At 74.5% G+C, this 3,605-nt stretch carries 3 protein-coding genes; 1 reads left to right on the plus strand and 2 read right to left on the minus strand.

Features of this window, described 5'->3' with window-relative positions:
* Nucleotides 1-112 precede the first annotated feature (112 nt).
* Nucleotides 113-1,384 carry a kynureninase gene (gene kynU, locus ABD401_RS16740; RefSeq protein WP_344606765.1) on the minus strand — a complete coding sequence of 424 codons (1,272 nt, stop codon included), beginning with the start codon at nt 1,382-1,384 and terminating at the stop codon, nt 113-115.
* Nucleotides 1,381-2,259, minus strand: coding sequence for a sulfurtransferase (locus tag ABD401_RS16745; protein ID WP_344606767.1), 879 nt, complete (start codon nt 2,257-2,259; stop codon nt 1,381-1,383). The genes kynU and ABD401_RS16745 overlap by 4 nt, the downstream gene beginning before the upstream one ends.
* A gap of 125 nt (nt 2,260-2,384) precedes the next feature.
* Here ABD401_RS16745 and ABD401_RS16750 point away from each other — a divergent pair, with 125 nt between their 5' ends.
* Nucleotides 2,385-3,509, plus strand: coding sequence for an alpha/beta fold hydrolase (locus tag ABD401_RS16750; RefSeq protein ID WP_344606769.1), 1,125 nt, complete (start codon nt 2,385-2,387; stop codon nt 3,507-3,509).
* Nucleotides 3,510-3,605: the final 96 nt, after the last annotated feature.

Consider the following 3,605-nt stretch of genomic DNA (forward strand, 5'->3'; position numbering starts at 1 on the left):
TCCTCGGAGGGCCGGGGCTCCGCCCGTCCCCGCGGGATGACGTCCCGCAGCACACCCATGTCAGCCCGCACCAGGGCCGACACCCCACCCCTGCGGGACGTCATCCCGCAGGTCAGGTGACGCGGCGGTCGGCGGGGGACGTCTCGGCGTGGATGCGGTGGCGGCCGGCGGCGACGAGGGAGCGCAGGCGGTCGAGGGCGTCCCAGACCTCGGTGAAGCGGGTCGAGATCGGGGCCGGGCCGAGCCGGAGGCAGTCGGGGGTACGGAAGTCCCCGATCACGTCGGCCTCGGCGATCAGGGCACGGCTGATCGCGAACGCCTCCGGGTGACGCAGCGTCAGGTGCGAGCCGCGGGCGGCCGGGTCGACCGGGCTGGCGAGCTCGAAGCCGAGCGGGAGCAGCCACTCCTCGGCGAGGGCGCGGGCCAGCTCCGTCATCGCCATCCCCTTGGCCCGGAGGCGCTCCAGCCCGGCCTCGGCGAGCACGCGGACGCCCTCCTCGAGCGCCGCGACGCCGACCACCGCCGGCGTCCCGGTGAGGAAGCGGCGGACGTCGGGCTCGGGGTCGTAGCGCTCCCCCATCGCGAACTGGTCGCGCTGACCGAACCAGCCCCAGATCGGCTGCCGGAGCGTCGGTTGCAGGTCCGAGCGGACGTAGAGGAACGCGGGCGCGCCCGGCCCGCCGTTGAGGTACTTGTAGCCGCACCCGACAGCGAGATCCACGCCGGCGTCGGCCAGCCCGACCGGGACCGACCCCGCCGAGTGGCAGAGGTCCCACAGCATCAGCGCGCCGACCCCGTGGGCGGCGGCCGTGATCGTCGGGAGGTCGAGCAGCGCCCCCGACCGATAGGCGACGTGGGAGAGCGAGAGCACCGCGACGCGGTCGTCGAGCGCCGCCAGCAGGTCCGCCGGGTCCGGTCCGGTGACCGGGTCCGAGGCCACCACCCGCACGGTCATCCCGCGCGCCTGCGCGAGGCCGGCGAGCGTGTACCGGTCGGTGGGGAAGTTGTCGTCGTCGGTGACGATCACGTCGCGGCCCGGCCGCGCCGCACAGGCGGCGTGCGCGAGCTTGTAGAGATTGACGGTCGTCGAGTCACTGACGACGACCTCCCCGGGACGCGCCCCGACGAGGTGCTCGCCGATCAGGTCGCCGACCCGGGTCGGCAGGTCGATCCAGTCGTGCCAGGACCGGACCAGGCCGCCCGCCCACTCCTGCTCGACGACGCGGCGCAGCCGGTCGACGGTGGCGCGCGGGAGCCGGCCGAGGGAGTTGCCGTCGAGATAGATCAGGCCGGGCTCGGGTTCGACGAACCGGTCGCGGAACTCGCCGAGCGGGTCCGCGGCGTCCAGCGCCTCCGCCGCGGCGCGGTCGGTGGCCGGGCTCATCCGCGTGCGGATCCGATCGCGACCGGCCGGGCGGCGTCGGCGATCCACTCGCTCCACGAGCCGACGTAGACCGCCGGCGTCGGCAGCCCCGCGACCGTCATCGCGAGCGCCGCGTGCGCCGCCGTGACACCGGAGCCGCAGTACACCCCGACCTCCTCGCCCTCGGCACCGAGGATCGCGAACCGGGTGCGCAGGAACGTCGGCGGATGCCACTGGCCGTCGGCGCCGACGCTGTCGAAGGTCGGCGCGCTCACGGCCCCGGGGATGTGCCCCCGGACCGGGTCGGCGGCGGACTCACCCCGGTACCGCTCGGCGACCCGGGCGTCGAGCAGCAGGCCGAGCCGAGCCTGCGCGGCCGCACCGCGGGCGTCGAGCATCGGCAGGTGGCCGGGGTCCGCGGTGAAGTCGCCCGGCGGCGGGAGCGGCGCCTCGCCCGTCTCGGTGGAGCGGCCGGCGGCCCGCCAGGCCGCGATCCCGCCGTCGAGGACGCGAACGTCCTCGTGCCCGAAGAAGCGCAGGCACCACCAGGCGCGGGCCGCGGCGAAACCCGGTCCGTCGTCGTAGACGACGACCGGCCCGGCACCCACGCCGAGGCGGCGCATCGCGGCGGTGAACGCGTGGGCGTCCGGGAGCGGGTGCCGCCCCCGGGAGCCGCCCGCGGGCGGGGCGGCGAGGTCCGCGTCGAGGTCGACGAACACGGCGCCGGGCAGGTGGCCCGCCCGGTACGCCGCCGGGTCGGCGGGACCCGGGCCCGCCGTCACGTGGCCGGCCGGCCACGGCACCGGCCAGCGGACGTCCAGCAGGCGCGGCGGCCGCGGACCCGCCAGCTCGGCGGCCAGCGCGTCCACGCCGACGAGGCTGTTCGCGCCACCCATGGGCCCTCCTCCGGACGTGTTTGCGGTCACAATCCCACCGCAGGTGGGCGCGTCGGGAGACGCCCGGCACGCCCGAACGTGGGTGTCAGTGTTTCGGAACCGACACAAATGGGCTCCAATTGCCTATGCCGATTCCCACGTCCCGGGCCCGTCGCTGGGGGGCGACGCTGCGGATCGCGCTCGCCGGAGCACTGACCGCCACGGCCGTCGCCGCCCTCGGATCCTCCCCCGCCACCGCCGCCGCGAACCGCCCCGCCGTCGTCGGCTCGGCCGTCGACATCCCGGTCAGGTTCACCGTGGTCAACCGGAACACCACGGGCATCCCCTGTCAGAACGAGCCGGACGGCCAGACGTACACGGTCCACGCCAACCTGGTCGGGCCGCGGGACCTGATCCGGGCCTCCAGCCCGGCCGTCACGATGTACCTGCACGGGCTCGGCTACTCGAGCTTCTTCTTCCACCTCACCGAGGTGCCGGAGTACGACTACGCCCTCAAGCAGGCGACCCAGGGGCACGTCTCCCTCGTCGTCGACCGCCTCGGCAACCCGGCGCACGACGACCTGCCCGACGGCCTGGCGACCTGCCTGCCGGCCCAGGCGGACATCGCCGACCAGATCGCCGACGCCCTGCGCGCCGGCAACTACAAGGCCGCCGGGAACGTCCTGCCGCGCTTCGGCCGGGTCATCCTCGCCGGTCACTCGGCCGGCGGCCTGATCGCCGAGATCACCCAGGCGGTCTTCGCCAGCGCCGAGGCCGTGGCCGTGATCGGCTACACGCACTACCCTTCGACCCTGGCGCTGCAGACCCTCTCCGCCTCCGGGCAGGACTGCCTGACGGCGCCTCAGCACGCGCGCGGTGACTCCGGGGCACCGAACTACGCACCGTTCGGTCGCACCGACGCCGAGTTCGCGGCGGCGCACTTCTACGACCTCGAACCCGCGGTGGCCGAGATCGTCCTGCGCAAGCGCAACCGCGACGCGTGCGGCGACCTGCTCAGCGCGACCCAGGGCTACCTCGCCACGAACCTGATGACGCCGGCGATCACGGTCCCGACACTGCTGATCCTCGGCACCCAGGACGCGTTGTTCCCGCCGCCCGGCCCGGAGCTCCAGGTCCAGACCGCGTACCCACAGGCACCGCGGCTCTCGTTCGTCCAGCTCGAGGGGACGGGCCACGCCATCACACTCGGCCGCACCGCGGAGAAGTTCCGGTCGATCATGGCCCAGTGGCTCGCGGAGAACCAGGCCTGACGCTCCGTCAGCGATAAGTGCGATCCGGGCCGGACTAGGGCGTGTTGATCAAGTGATCTGAGGGGAAGTTCGGCCAGGCTCGGGGTCATGGTCAGG

Origin of the sequence: Sporichthya brevicatena (genome assembly GCF_039525035.1) — a bacterium.
Taxonomy (GTDB): domain Bacteria; phylum Actinomycetota; class Actinomycetes; order Sporichthyales; family Sporichthyaceae; genus Sporichthya; species Sporichthya brevicatena.

Bases quoted from the DNA above. Each gene is read 5' to 3' on its own strand.
- kynU (WP_344606765.1), bottom strand. From the start codon at position 1,384: ATGAGCCCGGCCACCGACCGCGCCGCGGCGGAGGCGCTGGACGCCGCG.
- ABD401_RS16745 (WP_344606767.1), bottom strand. From the start codon at position 2,259: ATGGGTGGCGCGAACAGCCTCGTCGGCGTGGACGCGCTGGCCGCCGAG.
- ABD401_RS16750 (WP_344606769.1), top strand. From the start codon at position 2,385: ATGCCGATTCCCACGTCCCGGGCCCGTCGCTGGGGGGCGACGCTGCGG.